Below are 19,670 nucleotides of genomic sequence, written 5' to 3' on the forward strand. Positions count from 1 at the left end.
CCGGTCATTCGGCCCGCAGCGCGATGTCGACGAGGTCGCCGACATCCGCCGCGAGCAGGAGTTCTTCCTCTTCTCGCCGGTCGACCGCAGGTTCGTCGCCGTCGCGGGCCAGTTCGAGCAACGCGTCCAGCAGCCGGGCCTTCCGCAGCTTCGCCAGCGGGATCGAGCCGAGCGCCGCGCGCACCGCCGCCTCCGACACCTCCGCCGGTTCGGGAACCTCGGCCTCACCGAAGAACGTGCCCACGTAGCGCGCCAGCCGCGCGACGGTCGGATAGTCGAAAACGACGCTGGCGGGCAGCACGGCACCGGTCTTGGCCTTCAGCAGGTTGCGCAATTCGACGGCCGTCAGCGAGTCGAAACCCAGCTCGCTGAAGGGCCGTTCCGCATCGATCCGCACGCCCGAGCCGTGGCCCAGCACAGCCGCGGCGGTTTCGCCGACCAGCTCAGTCAGCAGCTCCTCACGGTCCACACCGGGCAGTGCCGCCAGCCGCTGCCGCAGTTCGTCCCGCCCGTGGCGCGTGTTGTCGGCGGCTCGCCGCAGCGCTCCGCCCGCCAGCGACCGCCACAGGGGCGCGAGGTCGTGCTGGGCACGCAGAGCGCGCATGTTCAGCCGGGTCAACACCAGCAGGGGGAAACCGGTGGCGACGGCCCGGTCGAACAGGTCCATGCCCTGCGGAGCCGACAACGGCGGCATCGGCGACCGCGTGATGCGGCGCAGGTCGGTCCTCGACAGCGAACCGACCATGCCGATCTCGGTGGTCCATGCGCCCCAGGCCATCGAGAGCCCGGGCAGGCCCTCGCGGCGGCGCCGCTGCATCAAGGCGTCCAGGAACACGTTGGCTGCGACATAGTTGGCCTGTCCCGGGTTGCCCAGTTGCCCGGCGACGGAGGAGAACACCGCGAACAGCGAGAGATCCAGGTCCCGGGTCAGTTCGTGCAGGTGCCACGCCGCGTCCACCTTCGGCGCCAGCACCCGGTCCAGCCGGCCCTGCGACTGCGCCCCGAGCACCCCGTCGTCGAGGACGCCGGCGGCGTGCACCACACCGGTGAGCGGATGCTCCGGCGACACCGAGGCGAGCACCCCGGCCAGTGCCTGCCGATCGGTCACGTCACACGCCGCGACGGTCACCTCCGCGCCCTGCGCCGTCAACTCCTCGACCAGGTCCGCAGCCCCAGGGGCGTTGGCGCCACGGCGGCTGAGCAGCAGCAGGTGCCGGACGCCGCGCTCGGCAACGAGGTGGCGGGCGAGCACACCGCCCAGGCCACCGGTCCCGCCGGTCAGCAGGACGGTGCCCGCGCCGTCGAGGTCCTGCGGGACGGTCAGGACGAGCTTGCCGACGTGTTTGGCCTGGCTCATGAACCGGAACGCTTCCGGTGCCCGGCGCACATCCCAGCCCGTGACCGGCAGCGGCCGCAACGCGCCGGCCTCGAACAGTGTCACCAGCTCCCGCAGCATCTCCTGGATCCGGTCGGCGCCCGCGTCCATCAGGTCGAAGGCGTGGTAACTCACCGGCCGGTCGCGGAAGTCCTCCGGCGATCGGATGTCGGTCTTGCCCATCTCCAGGAACCGCCCACCCGGAGCCAGAATGTCGAGCGACGCGTCCACGAACTCCCCCGCGAGCGAGTTCAGGACGACGTTCACACCCGCGTCCCGGAAGGTCTCGCGGAAGCCGAGATCGCGCGAAGAGGCCAGCCGCTCGGCCGGGACTCCCCACTCCCGCAGGACACTCCACTTGCCCTCACTCGCCGTGGCGTAGACCTCCGCCCCCCGGTGCCGTGCGAGCTGGATCGCCGCCAGGCCGACACCGCCGGCGCCGGCGTGCACCAGGACCGACTCACCGGGGCCCAGCCCGGCAAGATCCACCAGGCCGTAGAAGGCGGTCAGGAACACGATCGGCACCGACCCCGCGGTCACGAACGACCAGCCCGTCGGCACCTCGGCCAGGAACCGCCGGTCCGTGACGGCCATCGGGCCGAACGCCCCCGAGACGAGGCCCATGACCCGGTCGCCGGCCCGCAGATCGGACACACCGGGGCCGACCTCGGTGACCACACCCGCGACCTCGCCGCCCAGCGGGCCCTCCGCACGCGCGTCGTGCACCATGTCCAGCGCGTTGAGCACGTCCCGGAAGTTCAGGCCCGCCGCGTGGACCCGGATGCGAACCTGCCCGGAGGCCAAGGGATCCTCGGTCTCGGGGCACGGCAGCAGGGCCAGGTTCTCCAGCGCACCCTTGCCCGTCGAGTCGAGCCGCCACGGGGTGTCCGGCGGCATCGCGAGCTCGTCGGCCGGGCCGACCCTGGTGAGCCGACCCGCGAGGAGCTGCCCGTCGCGCAGCGCCAGTTGCGGCTCGTCCGCCGCCAGGACCCGGCCCAGTACCCCGGCGTCGAGCGTGCTGCCCGGGCCGGTGTCGAGCAGCACGATCCGGCCGGGATTCTCGGTCTGCGCCGAGCGCACCAGTCCCCACGCCGCGGCGGCAGCCAGGTCCGGCACCGTTTCGCCAGGCTGCGCGGCGATCGCGCCCCGCGTCGTCACCACCAGCGGGATCGACTCGAAGCGGTCCTGGCTCAGCCAGTACTGCAGCTGGCGCAGCACCCAGCCGCTCAGCTCGTGCGTGGACTCGACCACCCGGTCCGCGTCACCGGAAACGGCCAGCACGACCGCGTCCGGCGTCGGCAGGCCGTCGTCGAGAGCCGCGGCAGCCGCTTCCATTCCGGTGTGGTCCTCGCCGGTCCGACCGACGGCCAGCCAATGCGCCGGCGAAGCCCCGGCCGAGAGGGTGGCGTCGACCCACTCCGTCCTCAGCAGTGTCCGGTCACCGGTGCCGGCGCCGAGCTCGCCGGCCGACACCGGCCGCACCGTCATCGAGCCGACCGAGAGCACCGGCGCCCCGGTGCTGTCGGCGACCGCGATCGTGACCTCGTCCGGACCCGTCCGCGTCAGCGCCACCCGCAGCTGTGCCGCACCCGAGGCGCGGAGCACGACGCCGCCGAAGCTGAATGGCAGCCCGCCGGTCCCGGCGGAGCCCAGCTCCGCGAAGGCCGTGGCGTGCTGCGCGGCGTCGAGCAGCGCCGGGTGGATCCCGAACGACTCGGCCGAATCGCGTGCGGACTCGGGCAGCTCGACCTCGGCGAAGATCTGGTCATCGCTCCGCCAGACCCGGCGCAGCCCCTGGAAAACGGGGCCGTACCGGAGGAAACCGCCTTCGCGCAGCTGCTCGTAGAACCCCTCGGTGTCCACGTGTGTCACGCCGGCCGGAGGCCAGGTCCGCTCGAGGATGCCGAACAGGTCGTGTCCACCGCCTCCCGGCGGGACGGCGCCCACGAACCCGGTGGCGTGGCGGATCCAGGCATCTTCTCCGTCGGGGCGCGCGTAGACGGCCACACTCCGCCGCAGCGCCTCGTCCTCGCTGTCGCCGACCACCACCTGCATCTGCACGCCGCCGTGGGCGGGCAGCACCAGCGGCGCCTCCAGGACCAGCTCGTCGAGGCGGTCGCACCCGACGCTGTCGCCGGCCCGGATGACGAGCTCCACAAAACCGGTTCCCGGGAACACCACCGACTCCCGCACCGCGTGATCAGCCAACCACGGGTGCGTCCGCACCGACAGGCGGCTGGTGAACACCACCGCGTCCGAGTCGGGCGAAGGCACCACCGCGCCCAGCAGCGGATGCTCCGCGGCGGTCAGCCCCGCCGCCGACACGTCGGCCGGGCCACTCGCGAGCTCGGGCCAGTACCGCTGGTGCTGGAACGCGTACGTCGGCAACGCGACCCGCGCCGCACCCCGGCCGGTGAACGCAGGGGTCCAGTCCACTGCCACACCGTGCGCATATGCCTGCGCCACCGCGAGCACCATCCGCTGTGGAGTCCCTTCGTCGCGGCGCAACGTGCCCACCACAGCCACCGCGGCCCCGCGCTCGTCGACGATGTCCTGCACCGCGGGCACCAGCACCGGATGCGGACTCACCTCGATCACCGCGCCGTACCCGGCCGCCAGCGCCGCGGAGAGCGCTTCCTCGAACCGCACGGTGTTGCGCAGGTTCCGGTACCAGTACCCGGCGTCCCAGCCGGCCGTGTCCGTCACCTCGCCGGTCACCGAGGAGTAGACCGGGATCGCGGAAGACTCCGGCGTGATCGGCGCGAGATCGGTCAGCAACCGCTGCTCGATCCGCTCCACCGACGACGAGTGCGAGGCGTAGTCGACGGCGATCCTGCGCGCCTGGATCTCCTCGTCCCGGCAGTCGGCCAACAGCCGGTCCATGGCCTCCGCGCCTCCGGCGACGACGACCGACGCGGGCCCGTTGACCGCCGCCACCGAGATTCCCGGCCGCTCCGCGAGCAGCTCCTCGGCACGGGCAGCGGACAACGGCAGGGCCACCATCCCGCCGCCCCCGGCGAGTGTGTCCGCGATCGCCCGGCTGCGCAACGCCACCACCCGCGCCCCATCCGCCAGCGACAAACCACCAGCCACACACGCCGCCGCGATCTCGCCCTGGGAGTGGCCCACCACGGCCGCGGGCTCGACGCCGAACGACCGCCACACCGCGGCCAGCGACACCATCACCGCCCACAGCACCGGCTGCACCACATCCACGCGCTCCAACGCCGCCTCGTCACCGAGCGCCTGCTCCAGCGACCAGTCCACGAACGGATCCAAGGCCCTCGCGCACTCCCACATCGACTCGGCGAACACCGGGGACTCCGTGTACAGGTCCTGCGCCATGCCGAGCCACTGCGCGCCTTGGCCGGGGAACACGAACACGGCCTGGTTCCCGGTCCGCGCGGTCCCCCGCACCACGGCCGGCGCGGGCTCACCGGCAGCAGCGGCGCGCAGCCCGGCGACGAGTTCGTCCCGATCACCGCCCACCACGACGACCCGATGGTCGAACGCGGCCCTCGAGCCGACGAGCGAGTGCCCGACGTCCACCGGACGCAGTGCGGGATCCGCCTCGACGAACTCCAGTAGTCGCTCCACCTGCGCCCGCACCGCTTCCTCGGTCCTGCCCGAGAGCACCCAGGGCACCACCCCGTCGGCGCCGGCGGCGGCCGGGTGCGCGGGCGAGTCGGCGGGGGCTTCGAGGATCAGGTGTGCGTTGGTCCCGCTCACGCCGAACGAGGACACCCCGGCCCGGCGCGGATGGTCGTGCTCCGGCCACGGCATCGCCTCGGCGAGCAGCCGCACGTTGCCCTCGGACCAGTCCACCTGGCTGGTCGGCTCGGCGAGGTGGAGCGTCTTCGGCAACACGCCGTGCCGCAGCGCCAGCACCATCTTGATCACACCGCCCACTCCTGCGGCGGCCTGCATGTGCCCGATGTTCGACTTCAACGAGCCCAGCCACAACGGCTGATCCTCTGGCCGGTCCTGACCGTAGGTCGCCAGTACCGCCTGCGCCTCGATCGGATCACCCAGCTTCGTCCCGGTGCCGTGCGCCTCGACCACGTCCACGTCCGAAGCGGACAGACCGGCCGCAGCCAACGCCTGGCGGATCACGCGTTGCTGTGACGGCCCGTTCGGCGCCGTCAAACCGTTCGACGCACCGTCCTGATTCACCGCACTCGACCGCAGCACCGCCAGCACCTCGTGACCGTTACGGCGCGCGTCCGACATCCGCTCCAGCACCACCACACCGACACCCTCGGACCACCCGGTACCGTCCGCGTCGTCCGAGAACGACTTGCATCGGCCGTCCACGGCCAGGCCGCCCTGGATGCTGAACCCGACGAAGGTGTCCGCCGCCGCCATGACCGTCACCCCGCCGGCCAACGCCAGTGAGCACTCGCCGGCGCGCAATGCCTGCGCCGCCAGGTGCATTGCCACCAGCGACGAGGAACACGCCGTGTCCACACTCACCGCGGGACCTTCCAAGCCCAGCGTGTAGGCGATCCGCCCGGAGATCACACTGCCCGCACCACCGGTGAGCGCATGGCCCCGCAGCTGCTCGTCGGCCCGGGAAACCAGCTCGAGATACCCGGACTGGTAGGCGCCGGCGAACACCCCGGTCGGGCTGCCCGCCAGCGAGGTCGGATCGATTCCCGCCTGCTCCAACGCCTCCCAGGACACTTCGAGCAGCAGCCGCTGCTGCGGATCCGTGGCCAGCGCCTCCCGCGGGGAGATCCGGAAGAACGCCGCGTCGAAGTCGGCGACCTCGTCGAGGAATCCGCCCTCACCCGTCGCCGACGTCCCGGAGCCGGGACTGTCCGTGCCCACCAGCGTGTCCAGGTCCCAGCCACGGTCGACCGGGAACGGCGTGATGCCGTCCGCCCCGTCGGCCACCAGCCGCCAGAGCGCATCCGGGCTCGACACCCCGCCCGGGAACCGGCACGCCATGCCCACCAGCACGATCGGATCGTCGGCGACCGGCACCGACGCCGGCACGACCGACGGTTGGGCCGATTCCGTCACGCCGAACCGGCCGGCGAGGTGGTCCACGAGGCGATTCGCTGTGGGGTAGTCGAACACCAGGCTCGCGGGCAGCGCGACCCCGGTCGCCGCCTGCAACCGGTTGCGCAGCTCCACCGCCGTCAGCGAGTCGAAGCCCAGCTCGCTGAACGGCTGGTCGCTCTCGATCTCCGCGCTCGACCCGTGGCCCAGCACGGCCGCGGACGAGTCACGGACGAGGCCGAGCAGCACCTCTCGGCGGTCCGCCTCGGACAGTCCGGCGAGCCGGTCCCGCAGTTCTCCGGAGATCGCGGTGTCGTCCCGCGTTGTGGTCAGTGCCGCTTCGGCCTCCGGGAGCCCGGACAGCAAGGCGCTCGACCGCGCCGCGGTGAACACGGGCGCGAACCGCGCCCAGTCCAGGTCCGCGATGACGATCGCGGTCTCGTCGTCGTGCACCGCACGCTGCAACGCGGCGACTGCCAGCTCAGGCCGCATCGGCACGACCCCGAGCAGGCGGAGCTGCTCGCGTTGCGCGGCACCTGGATCGCTCAGCGCCCCGACCTGGTCCCACGAACCCCACGCGATCGCGGTTGCGGTGCGTCCCGCCGCCCTGCGGTGGCGGGCCAGCGAGTCCAGGTACGCGTTGGCCGCCGCGAATCCGGCCTGCCCGCCGCTGCCCCAGACGCCTGCACCGGAGCAGAACAGCACGAACGCGTCGAGCTCCAGCTCGCGGGTGAACTCATCCAAGTTGTGCGCGCCGTGGACCTTGGCCCGTACCTGCTGGTCGAGGTCGTCGGCGGTCGCCGAGGTGAGCGCACAGTCTTCGCTCACGACACCGGCCGCGTGCACGACAGTCCGCAGTGGCCACTCCTCCGGGATGCCCGCCATCACCTCGGCCAGCGCTTGCCGGTCCGTCACGTCGCAAGCGGCGACGGTGACCCGGGCGCCGGCGACCTCCAGCTCCAGCCGCAGCGCGTCCGCGCCCTCGGCGTCGAGACCACGGCGGCTCACGAGCACGACGTGCTCCGCGCCGCGCTCGACCAGCCATCGCGCCGCGTACGCACCCAGCTCACCGGTGCCCCCGGTGACCAGCGCCGTCCCGGACGTCGTCCACGACGGCGCACCGGATCCGGCCACCGGCGCGTGAACGAGCCGGCGACCGAACACACCTGCCGAACGCACCGCGATCTGGTCCTCGCCGGTCGTCCCCGGCAGTGCGGCGGCCAGCCAGCGCGCGCTGCGCGGGTCGAGCACCTCGGGCAGATCAGCCAGCCCGCCCCACAGCGCGGGCAGTTCAAGTGCAGCGACCCGGCCCAGGCCCCACACCCCGCCCTGTGCCGGGGCGATCACCGGGTCGTGGGGCCCGACGGACATCGCGCCGCGGGTCACCACCCAGATCCGGGCGGCGAGGCCGCTGTCCAGCACGGCTCGCAGCAACGAGGTCGTCGCCGCCAGTCCGGCGGTAATGCCCGGCTCCAGGACGGCGGCCAACGACACCACACCGGTCACTCCGGCAGCGGACTCACCGGCTTCCTTCAGCCGCTCGGTCAGCTCGGCCCCGCTGTGGTCGAGCACGAGTGTGCTCGCGCCCAGGGCGTGCGCCACCTCCGCCGCCCAGGCGTCGTCGCGCGCGCCTTCCGGGACCACGACCAACCACTGTCCGGTCGTCGGCGCTCCCGCGACGGCCAGCCGTTTCCACACCTCGCGGTAGCGCCAGCCGTTCACAAGGGACTGTTCGTGCCGGCGGGCCCGCCACGAAGCCAGCGCGGGCACGACCGGCGCCACGACACCGCCGTCGAGTCCCAGCGTCGCGGCCAGGCCTTGCACGTCCTGGTGTTCGACCGACGCCCAGAACCGCCGGTCCGCCTGGTCCTCGGACGGTTCCCGGGCGGCCCGCACCGTGTCGGGCCAGTACCGCTGGTGCTGAAAGGCGTACGTCGGCAGTGGAACCCGGACAGCGCCACGACCGGCGAACGCCGTAGTCCAGTCCACTGCCACACCGTGGGCAGACAACTGCCCGATCGCCGACAGCACCAGGCCCGAGTCGCACTGCCCGCCGAACTTCTGCCGACGCAGCATCGGCACGGCGGCCACAGCCGAACTGTCCTGCGCCAACCCGGAGAGCGCACCATCCGGGCCCAGCTCGACCATCGTGGTGACACCCTGCTCGCCCAGCCACCGCACGCCGTCGGCGAAGCGCACCGCCGACCGCACCTGCCGCACCCAGTACTCCGGCGAACACAGCTCTTCGTCGGACGCCCGCACCCCCGTCACGTTCGACACCACCGGAATCCGCGGTGACTCGAAGCACACCGACTCCAAAACCCGTCGGAACTTGTCCAGCATCGGATCCATCAACGACGAGTGGAACGCGTGCGACACCCGCAGCCGCGACACCCGGGCATCGCACTCCGCAGCCAGGCTCAGCACCTGGTCGACATCGGCCTGCGGCCCCGACACCACGACCGAATCCGCGGTGTTGACCGCCGCCACCGACACTGTCTCCGGCAGCAGTCCGGCGATCTCCGCCTCGGACATCCCGACCGCGGCCATCGCCCCGCCGGACGGCAGCGCCTGCATCAACCGCGCCCGCGCCGCCACCACCCGGCACGCATCGGCCAACGACCACACCCCGGCGACGTAAGCCGCCGTGACCTCACCGATCGAATGTCCCAGCAGATAGCCAGGGGTCACGCCGAACGCGCGCAGCACCTCGAACAACGCCGCCTCGACCGCGAACAACGCCGGCTGCGCCCACCCCGTCTCGTTGATCAGCTCCGCGTCCTCGCCCCACATCACCTCACACAACGGCCGGTCCAACAACGGATCCAGCTCCGCACAGACCTCGTCCAACGCCGCTACGAACACCGGCGACTCCTCGTAGAGCCCACGCACCATGCCGACCCGCTGCGCACCCTGCCCCGTGAACAGCGCACCCAGCCGGTGCCCGCTCCGAGCCGTGCCCTGCACGACACCGGGCGCACCGCCGGCGACCGCACGCATTCCGCTGATCAGCTCCTCCCGGTCGCCGCCCACCACCACGGCCCGGTGGTCGAACGCGGTACGCGAGGTGACCAGCGACCAGCCCACGTCGACGGGACGCACCGAGGGAGCGCCCTCCACGTACTCCAGCAACCGGGCGGCCTGCGCCCGCACCGCCTCGTCCGACCGGCCCGACAGCACCCACGGCACCACACCGCCGGCACCGACCACACCGGTACCCGGCGCGGCCTCGTGCGGCGCGCCGGTTTCGGCCGGGGCCTCAAGGATGACGTGGGCGTTCGTGCCGCTGACGCCGAACGACGACACCCCGGCCCGGCGCGGATGCCCGTTCTCCTGCCACGGGACGGCGTCGGTCAGCAGCCGCACGTCGCCCCGCGCCCAGTCCACCTGCGTGGTCGGCCGCTCGGCGTGCAGGGTCTTCGGCAGCACTCCGTGGCGCAGCGCCAACACCATCTTGATCACACCCGCGACACCCGCGGCCGCCTGCGCGTGCCCGATGTTCGACTTCAACGAGCCCAGCCACAACGGACGGTCTTCCGGCCGATCCTGACCGTACGTCGCCAGCAGCGCGTCGGCCTCGATCGGATCACCCAGCCGCGTCCCGGTGCCGTGCGCCTCGACCACGTCCACGTCCGAAGCGGACAGGCCGGCCGCGGCGAGCGCCTGCCGGATCACCCGCTGCTGAGACGGACCGTTCGGCGCCGTCAAACCGTTCGACGCACCGTCCTGATTCACCGCGCTCGAACGGAAAACCGCGAGCACCTCATGACCGTTGCGGCGGGCGTCCGACAGCCGCTCCATCACCACCACGCCCACGCCTTCGGACCAGCCGGTCCCGTTCGCGGTCTCGGCGAAGGACCTGCACCGACCGTCCGCGGACAGCCCGCCCTGCATCGTGAACCCGACGAACGCCTCCGGCGTGGCCATCACCGTGACACCACCGGCGAGCGCGAGTGAGCACTCACCGGCGCGCAGAGCCTGCGCCGCCAGGTGCATGGCGACCAGTGACGAGGAGCACGCCGTGTCCACGCTCACCGCCGGCCCCTCAAGACCGAGCGTGTAGGCGACCCGGCCCGAGATCACGCTTGTCGCGCCGCCGGTGATCTGGTGTCCCCGCAGCTGGTCGTCGGAACGGGCGACCAGTTCGCCGTAGCCCATCTGGTAGGCGCCGGTGAACACCCCCGTCCGGCTGCCCGCCAGCGTTTCCGGGAGGATGCCCGCCTGCTCGAGCGCCTCCCACGAGACCTCCAGCAGCAACCGCTGCTGCGGGTCCGTCGCCACCGCCTCGCGGGGCGAGATCCGGAAGAACGGCGCGTCGAACTCGTCGGCGCCCGTGAGGAAGCCGCCCTCGCCGGTGGCCGACATACCGGTCCTGTCCGGGCCCACCAGCTCGTTCAGGTCCCAGCCGCGATCGACCGGGAACGGGCCGATCCCGTCCCCCGCCTCACTGACGAGCCGCCAGAGGTCGTCCGGACCCGTGACCCCGCCCGGGAGCCGGCACGCCATCCCGACCAGCACGATCGGGTCGGCGGACCCGGACACCGGCTCCGGCACGGCGGTCGGCCCCGTCGTGCGCGAGTCGCCGAACCGGTCCGCCAGGTGCCCGGCGAGCCGGGTGACGGTCGGGTGGTCGAACACCACGCCGGCCACCAGGGCGATCCCGGTCCTGGCCTGGATCAGGTTCCGCAGCTCGACGGCGGTCAGCGAGTCGAACCCCAGGTCGCTGAAGAGCCGGGCCGGATCGATCCCGGCACCCGAGCTGTGTCCCAGCACCGTGGCGGTGGACTCGCGGACCAGCTCGGCCAGCGCCCGCTCACGGTCCGCTGTGGACATCGACGCGAGCTGCCCGCCCAGTCCCCTGCCGGTGGAGCGGCGGTTCGCGGCGCGCCTGCGCCCGCCCGCCAGCGTGCGCCACACGGGCAGGTCCTGCTGCTTGCGCAGTGCCGGCAGATTCAGGCGGGCGAGTCCCAGTACCGGCTGCGCGGAACGCGCCGCCCGGTCGAACAGGTCCATGCCCTGCTCCGTGGTCAGTGGTGGCATCGCCGAACGCGCGAGCCGCTGGAGGTCGGTCCGCGACAAGGCGCCGGCCATGCCGATCTCGGTGGTCCACGGCCCCCACGCCATCGACAGTCCGGGCAGCCCGAGGTCCCGCCGCCGCTGCATCAGTGCGTCCAGGAACGAGTTGCCCGCCGCGTAGTTCGCCTGGCCGCCGCTGCCGAGCACCCCGCTGAGCGACGAGAACACCAGGAACAGCGACAGATCCAGGTCCCGGGTCAGCTCGTGCAGGTGCCAGGCCGCGTCGACCTTCGGCGACAGGACCCGGTCCACCTGGTCCTGTGACAGGGAGCCGAGCACCCCGTCGTCGACCACCCCCGCTGTGTGCACCACCCCGGTCAGCGGATGCTCCGGGGTGACGGACGCGAGCGCGTCCGCCAACGCCCGCCGATCCGTCACGTCGCACGCGGCCACCGTGACCTCGGCGCCGTGGCGGGCCAGCTCGGCCACCAGCTCCGCTGCTCCCGGGGCATCCGGGCCACGGCGGCTCAGCAGCATCAGGTGCCGGACACCGTGCTCGCCGACCAGATGCCGCGCCACCACAGCGCCCAGAGCGCCGGTGCCACCAGTGATCACCACGGTGCCCGCGGCGTCCGGCCCGTGCGGCACGGTCAGTACCAACTTGCCGACGTGCCTGGCCTGGCTCATGAACCGGAACGCCTCCGGCGCCTGCCGCACGTCCCACGTGGTCACCGGCAGCGGCCGCAGGACGCCGGCTTCGAACAGGTCGACGAGTTCCCGCAGCATGCGCTGGACGCGCTCGGCGCCGGCGTCGCTCAGGTCGAAGGCGTGGTAGCTCCGGCCGGGGTACCGGTCCGTGAGGCTCTCGGCCGAGCGGACGTCGGTCTTGCCCATCTCCACGAACCGGCCGCCGGACGCGAGCACGTCCAGCGAGGCGTCCACGAACTCCCCCGCCAGGGAGTTGAGCACGACGTCGACGCCCCGTCCGGCGGTGGCGGTGCGGAAAGCCTCGCGAAAGCCCAGATCCCGCGAGGACGCGAGGCGTTCCGGCCGAACACCCCACTCACGCAGGACGTCCCACTTGCCCTCGCTCGCAGTGGTGTAGACCTCCGCACCGAGGTGCCGCGCGACCTGGATCGCCGCCAGACCCACACCACCGGCACCCGCGTGCACCAGGACCGACTCTCCGGTGCGAAGACCCGCGAGATCGGCCAGGCCGTAGTAGGCCGTGAGGAACGCGATCGGCACGGAGGCGGCCGTGGTGAACGACCATCCGTCCGGCACCACCGTCAGGAGCCGGTGATCGGTCACCGCGACGCGCCCGAACCCGCCGGGGACCAGGCCCATCACGCGGTCGCCCACGCGCAGGCCGGTCACACCGGTGCCGATCTCGGTGACCACGCCCGCCGCCTCGCCGCCCAGCGGTCCCGCCTTGCCGGGGTACATCCCCAGCGCGTTGAGCACATCGCGAAAGTTCAGGCCGGCCGCGTGCACCCGGATCCGGACCTGCCCGCTCTCCAGCGGCTCAGCCGCTTCGGGGCACGGCAGCAACGCGAGGTTCTCCAGCATGCCCTTCTCGGTGGACTCCAGCCGCCACGGCCTGTCCCGCGGCGCGGCCAGCTCGTCGGCCGGTCCGGTTCTCGTCAGCCGGGCCGCGAGGAGCTGCCCTTTCCGCACCGCGAGCTGCGGCTCGTCGGCGGCCAGGACCTGACCCAGCACGTCGGCGTCCACGGCGCAGTCGGCGTCGAGCAGGACGAAGCGGCCGGGGTGCTCCGTCTGCGCCGACCGCACCAGGCCCCACACCGCCGCGGCGGCCAGGTCGCGCACCGGCTCCCGCTCCGCGGCGATCGCACCCGAGGTCGCGACCACCAGCGGGATCGAGGCGAACCGGTCGTCCGACAGCCACTGCTGCAGTTGCCGCAGCACGTGGCCCGTCAGCTCGTGTGTGGAAGCGACCACTGCCTCCGGGTCGCCGGAAACCGCCAGCACCACCGCCTGGGGCTCGGCTCCGGCCGCCACGGCGGTCACGTCGGCGGAATCCGCGACCAGCCACTCGTCCACCGCGGCGGCGGTGCCGGTGATCGCGGTCCACTCCGGCTTCAGCAGAGTGCCGACATCACCGGCGGCGAGGCTGCCGGCGGCCAGCGGCCGCACGGCGAGCGACCCGACGGACAGCACGGGCGCCCCGGTGTCGTCCGCGACCGCGATGGTGACCTCGTCCGAACCCGTCCGGGTCAGCGCCACCCGCAACCGCGAGGCGCCCGAGGCCCGCAGCACGACGTCGGCGAAGCTGAACGGCAGCCAGCCGACCCCGGCCGACTCCAGGTCCGCGAAGGCCATCGCGTGCAATGCCGCATCCAGCAGAGCGGGGTGGATTCCGAACGACTCCGCCGAACCGCGGCCGGGCTCGGGCAGCTCGATCTCGGCGAGGATCCGGTCGCCGTCCCGCCATGCCTCGTGCAGACCCCGGAACGCCGGTCCGTAGGCGAACTCACCGCCGCCGAGCCGCTCATAGAACCGCTCGGTGTCCAGTGGCACCGCGCCCGCCGGGGGCCACTGCCGACCGAGCACGTCGAACAGAGCGTCGTCCGCGGGCCCGGTCGCGGCCGAACTCACGGTGCCTGTGGCGTGCCGGGTCCAGGTCTCTTCGCCGTCCGGCCGGGCGTACACCGCGACAGCGCGCCGGTGCGCATCGTCCTCGCCGACGACGACCTGAAGCTGAGCTCCGCCTTGCGCGGGCAGGACGAGCGGAGTCTCCAGCACCAGCTCGTCGAGCCGGTCACAGCCGGCGCTGTCGCCGGCTCGGATGACCAGCTCCACGAGACCGGCACCGGGGAACACCACGGCACCACGCACCATGTGATCCGCGAACCAGGGGTGGGTGCGCACCGAGAGCCGGCTGGTGAACACGAGCCCGTCCGTCTGTGGCAACGGCAGCATCGCCCCCAGCAGCGGATGCTCCGCTGCCGTCAGGCCGACCGCCGACACGTCGGCCGAACCGCTGGAGGTGTGCCAGTACCGCTGGTGCTGGAAGGCGTAGGTCGGCAGCGGCACCCGCGTGATGTCACGGCCGGCGAACAGCGTGGCCCAGTCCACTTCGACGCCCTGCGCGCACAGGTGGGCCAACGCCGACGCCAGGGTCGGCACGTCACCCTGTTCGCGGCGCAGCAACGGCACGACGACCGTCTCCGGCGGGCAGCTCTGCCGCGCCAGGCCCGACAGCACACCGTCCGGCCCGAGCTCGACCAGCGCCGTCACACCCTGTTCGCCCAGCCACCGCACGCCGTCGGCGAAGCGCACCGCCGACCGCACCTGCCGCACCCAGTACTCCGGCGAGCACAACTGCTCAGCCGTCGCCCGGACCCCGGTCAGGTTCGACACCACCGGAATCCGCGGCGGCGCGAAGCTCACCGACTCCAGAACCTGCTGGAACTCCGCCAGCATCGGCTCCATCAACGACGAATGGAACGCGTGCGACACCCGCAGCCGCGACACCCGATGTCCCTGCCCGGACACGACCTCGACGACACCGTCCACGGCTTCGCGCGGACCGGAGATCACCACCGAATCCGCGGTGTTGACCGCCGCGACCGACACGCTCTCCGGCAGCAACTCGACAACTTCGGCCTCCGGCAACGAAATCGCTGCCATCGCCCCGCCCGAAGGCAGCGCCTGCATCAACCGCGCCCGCGCCGCCACCACCCGACACGCATCGGCCAACGACCACACCCCGGCGACGTAAGCCGCCGTAACCTCACCGATCGAATGTCCCAGCAGATAGTCCGGGATCATCCCGAACGCCCGCAGCACCTCGAACAACGCCGCCTCGACCGCGAACAACGCAGGCTGCGCCCACCCCGTCTCGTGGATCAACTCGACGTCGTCGCCCCACATCACCTCACGCAACGGCCGACTCAGCAACGGATCCAACTCCGCGAGAACCCCGTCCAACGCCGCCGCGAACACCGGCGACTCCCCATAGAGCCCACGCGCCATCCCCACCCGCTGCGCACCCTGCCCCGTCAACAACACGCCCAGTTGGTTGTCCTCGGCCGCTGCGCCCAGCGTCGTGCCCGGAGCGGATTCACCGGACGCTACAGCCCTCAGCCCGGTCAGCAGTTCGTCGCGCTCGGTGCCCAGCAGCACGGCGCGGTGCTCGAACATCGCCCGCGTGGTGACCAGCGACCAACCCACGTCGACCGGACCCGGCGCCGGATCCGCTTCCAGATGCGCCAGCAATTTCGCCGCCTGAGCGCGCACGGCGTCTTCGGTCTTCCCCGACAGAATCCACGGCACCACGCCTGTGGCGCCGAAAACACCGGGGCCGGACGGGGCCGCGGCGGGCGAGCCGGCGTCGGTGGGCGCTTCGAGGATCACATGCGCATTGGTGCCGCTGACGCCGAACGAGGACACCCCGGCCCGCCGAGGGTGGTCTGTGTCCGGCCACGGCATCGACTCCGTCAGCAGCCGGACGTCGCCTTGCGCCCAGTCGACCTGCGTGGTCGGCGCGTCCACGTGCAGCGTTTTCGGCAGCACTCCGTGCCGCAGCGCCATGACCATCTTGATCACGCCACCGACACCGGCGGCCGCCTGGGTGTGGCCGATGTTGGACTTCAGCGAGCCGAGCCACAGCGGCCGTCCCTCGGGGCGGTCCTGACCGTAGGTCGCCAGCAGCGCCTGCGCCTCGATCGGGTCACCCAGCCTCGTCCCTGTGCCGTGGGCTTCCACCGCGTCGATGTCCGAAGCGGACAGACCGGCGGCGGTCAGCGCCTGCCGGATCACGCGTTGCTGCGACGGCCCGTTCGGCGCGGTCAGGCCGTTGGAGGCACCGTCCTGGTTGATCGCGCTCGAACGGAACACCGCCAGCACCTCATGGCCATGGCGGCGGGCGGCGGACAGCCGCTCCATCACCACGATCCCGACACCCTCCGACCATCCCGTGCCGTCGGCGGCGTCGGCGAAGGACTTGCACCGGCCGTCGGTGGCGAGGCCGCCCTGCGCCGTGAACCCGACGAACGCGTCGGACGCGGCCATCACCGCGACCCCGCCGGCCAGCGCCAGCGTGCACTCCCCCGCCCTCAGTGCCTGGGCGGCCAGGTGCATCGAGACCAGGGACGAGGAGCAGCCGGTGTCCACACTCACCGCGGGGCCCTCCAGTCCGAGGGTGTAGGAGACCCGGCCGGAGATCACGCTCGGCGCGCCACCGGTGATCTGGTGACCGCGCAACTGCTCGTCGGCACGCGAGAGAAGCTCGTTGTAACCGGACTGGTAGACGCCGGCGAACACCCCGGTCCGGCTCCCGGCCAGCGACGAGGGATCGATCCCGGCGCGTTCCAGCGCCTCCCACGAGACCTCCAGCAACAGCCGCTGCTGCGGATCGGTCGCCAGCGCCTCCCGCGGCGACATCCGGAAGAACGCCGCGTCGAAGTCACCCGGCCCCTCGAGGAACCCGCCCTCGCCCGTCGCCGAGATCCCGGAACCGGGGCCGTCGGTGCCCAGCAGGGCATCGAGGTCCCAGCTTCGGTCCAGGGGGAACGGGCCGATGCCCTCGGCCCCGTTCGCGACCAGCCGCCACAGGTCCTCCGGCCCCCGCACACCGCCCGGGAACCGGCACGCCATCCCGACGAGGACGACCGGGTCGTGCGCCGCCTCGGTCAGGGCTTTGTTCTCCTGCTTCAGCCTTTTGTTGGCCAGCAGTGAAGCGCGCAGGGCCTCCGTCAGCCTGTCCACAGACGCAGTCATCGTGAGCTCCCGGTTCCGGTCAGTCTTCGCGCAGCGCGAGGTCGATGAGGTCGTCCGCGTTCGCGGCGAGCAGGGCCGTCTCGTCTTCGTCCGGCAGTGCCGGCGGCTCCGCGACGACTTCGGCTTCCACAGCCGCACCCAGCTCCAGGACGCCGCTGAGGTAATGGGCCAGCCGGGCCGCCGTCGGATAATCGAAGGCCACACTGGCGGGCAGCGCGACACCCGATTCCGATTGCAGCAGGTTCCGCAGCTCGACCGCGGTCAGCGAGTCGAAACCCAGCTCGCTGAAGGGTTTCTCCCGCGGAACCTGCGTGCCCGAGCCGTGTCCGAGCACGACCGCGGCGGAACCGCGAACCAGCTCCAGCACCGCCCGCTCACGGTCCGCCTCGGACAGACCGGTCAGCCGGCCTCGCCACCCGCCGGGTGCTTCGGCGTCCTGCCCGCTACCGTTCAGCGCCGCCCGGACCTCCGGCAGGTCCGACAGGAGCGCACTCGGTCGCATCGCGGTGAACACCGGCGCGAACCGCGCCCAGTCCATGTCCGTGACCACGAGCGAGGTCTCGCCCTCCCGCACGGCGTGCTCCAACTCGGTGATCGCGAGCTCGGGGCGCATCGGCACCACGCCCAGTGCGGTCAGCTGGTCCCGTTGTGCCACACCCGAACCGCTCAGCATGCCGACCTGGTCCCATGCCCCCCAAGAGACCGATGTCGCGGTCCGGCCCTGCGAACGGCGGTGCAGCGCCAGCGCGTCGAGGAAGGCGTTGCCTGCGGCGTAACCCGCCTGCCCTCCACTGCCCCACGCCGCCGCGCCGGAGGAAAACAGCACGAACGCGTCGAGGTCCAGGTCCCGGGTCAGCTCGTCCAGATGCCGTGCGCCGTCCACCTTGACCCGCACCGGCCATTCGAGCTGGTCCCGGGTCATCGACGGCAGTGGTGCCGTTTCGCCCACGACACCCGCGGCGTGCACGACGGTCCGCAATGGACGGTCTTCGGGAATGGCGGCGAGCACGTCGGCCAGCGCCGCCCGGTCGGCCACGTCGCACGCCACCACCGTCACGTCGGCGCCGGCGGCCTCCAGTTCCAGCCGCAGCTGTTTCATGCCCTCGGCGTCGGGGCCATGCCGGCTCACCAGCACGACGTGGTCACTGCCCCGCTCCACCAGCCACCGGGCCACGTACGCGCCCAGCCCGCCGGTGCCACCGGTGATCAGCGCCGTCCCCGAGGTCGTCCACGACCCGGCGCGGGACCGGGGTGCCGGCGCGTGGACCAGCCGCCGGCCGAACAACCCCGACGCGCGCACGGCCACCTGGTCCTCACCCGAGGTGCCCGATATCACCGCGGTGACCAGGCGCGCGCTGCGCGTGTCCAGAATCTCGGGCAGGTCGATCAGACCGCCCCACAAACCGGGCTGGTCCAGCGCGGCAACGCGGCCCAGGCCCCACGCGGCGCCCTGCCCCGGAGCCGTCACCGGATCCTGGCCGCCGACCGACACCGCGCCCCGAGTCGCCACCCACAGTGGCGGCGCACCGGTGTCGCGCAGTGCCCGCAGGAGGGCGATGGTGCCCGCGAGCGCGGTGGTCGTGTCCGGTTCCAGCGCTGCGGTGAGGGACAGCACGGCGGTCACCGGGACATCGGCGTCGAGCGCGGCCCGCAGCCTGCCCCTCAACGCCGCATCGTCGCTGTGCTCCAGCACGAGAGTGTCCGCGCCGAGCACGGCAACCACGTCACTCACCCAGGCGTCATCGCTCTTCCCGGCCGGGACCACGACCAGCCGGCGTCCGGAGGTCACCTGGAAGTGGCTGCCACCAAGTGGTTTCCACGTCTCCCGGTAACGCCAGCCGTCGGCCGCGTGCTCGTCCCGGCGGCGGGCGCGCCACGACGCCAGCGCCGGCACCATGGCCGCGACCACGCCGCTGTCCAGCCCGAGCGTCTCGGCCACTGACCGCACGTCCTGCTGTTCCACCGAGGCCCAGAACCGCTCGTCGGCCGGATCCACCGCGACCGGCGCGGCAAGCGGTTCGGGATCGGGCCAGTAGCGCTCGTGCTGGAACGCGTACGTGGGCAGCGGCACCCGCACGGCGTCCCGGCCCGCGAACACCTTGGTCCAGTCCACCACCAGGCCGCAGGTGGAGGCCTGGGCGACCGCGGTGACCATGCGGTGCAGGGATCCTTCGCCGCGCCGCAGCGTGCCCGCAACGGGCACCGCGCCTTCCCGCTCGTCGACGATGTCCTGCACCGCGGGCACCAGGACCGGATGCGGACTCACCTCCAGCACCACACGGTCACCGGCATCCAACGCCGCCGTGAGCGCCTCCTCGAACCGCACCGTCGTCCGCAGGTTCCGGTACCAGTACCCGGCATCCCACTCCACGGTGTCCATCACGCCACCCGTCACCGAAGAGAACACCGGAACAGCCGACGACCGCGGAACGATCGATACCAAATCCGTCAACAACCGCTCCTCGACCCGCTCCACCACAGACGAATGCGACGCATAGTCCACCGCGATCCGCCGCGCCCGGACACCCCGGCC

Annotated in this window: 2 protein-coding genes; both read right to left on the bottom strand. The window is 72.4% G+C overall.

The genetic code is table 11. The features are described from left to right. Positions 1 to 4: 4 nt before the first annotated feature. Entirely contained in the window at positions 5 to 17,125 is a 17,121-nt protein-coding gene (locus ACFVT1_RS38955) for a type I polyketide synthase (RefSeq protein WP_389804994.1), read from the bottom strand. Positions 17,126 to 17,156: 31 nt separating this feature from the next. Next, on the bottom strand, positions 17,157 to 19,670 hold a 2,514-nt coding region (locus ACFVT1_RS38960; RefSeq protein ID WP_389804987.1), incomplete at its 5' end, for an SDR family NAD(P)-dependent oxidoreductase.

Source organism: Streptomyces sp. NPDC057963 (assembly GCF_042887155.1).
Classification (GTDB): Bacteria; Actinomycetota; Actinomycetes; order Streptomycetales; family Streptomycetaceae; genus Streptomyces.